Source organism: Corallococcus sp. AB018, assembly GCF_003986945.1.
GTDB lineage: Bacteria > Myxococcota > Myxococcia > Myxococcales > Myxococcaceae > Corallococcus > Corallococcus exiguus.
Genome location: NZ_RAWR01000471.1, coordinates 1 through 724, shown reverse-complemented (window position 1 = coordinate 724; position 724 = coordinate 1). Strand labels below are relative to the sequence as shown.

Below are 724 nucleotides of genomic sequence, written 5' to 3'. Positions count from 1 at the left end.
CTTCCTGGCGCGGCCGCTCCACGCCCCGCCGCCATCCCGCTGCCGGGTAACGCCGCTCCGCCCGTCCCCGAGGATCCGTTCTCCTTCGACGACGAACTCCCGCCCGCGGCCTATGCCTCGCCGGGCGTGGCCGCGCCCCGGGCCATCTCGCTCGACGCGGGACCTGGCGCGCCGGTGGCCCTGCCGGACGACTCGTTCAGCTTCGACATGGACGCCGCGCCGCCGGCCCCCGCGCCCATGGCCGCGGAGGACGACTTCGCGGAGGTCAGCAGCGGCGAGTTCTCCTCGGTCGACACCACTGACTTCTCCGAGCCGCGCGAGGACGTGACCCGCGTCGTCGCCATCCCCGTCCCCAACGCCGCCTTCCGCGAGCCCGCCGCGCCCGCAGCCTACGGCACGCACGAGCCCGCCGGCACCGCGCGCGACTTCGACTTCTCCGAAGATCCCGTCGCCGCCGCCCCGCCCGCCGAGGCCGACTTCGGCACGCCCGACTTCGACTTCGCGGACGACGGCACCCTGCCCGTCCCCGCGCAGCCCGCGCCCGAGGACGCGTTCACCTTCGACATCAACGATCCGTCGAACGCCCATGGCCCCGCGGCGTCGCGTCCCCATCCGCAGACCTACGGCTACGGCGAGCCGGAGCCCCAGGCGGATCCGTTCGCCCTGGCCCCGCCCCCCGCGGAGCTGGAAGCGGATCCGTTCGGTCTCCCGCCTGTCTCTTATA

Annotated in this window: 1 pseudogene; it reads left to right on the top strand. The window is 74.7% G+C overall.

From position 1 onward, the window contains the following. Positions 1–724: pseudogene (locus D7Y11_RS42790) on the top strand (hypothetical protein); the annotation flags it as partial.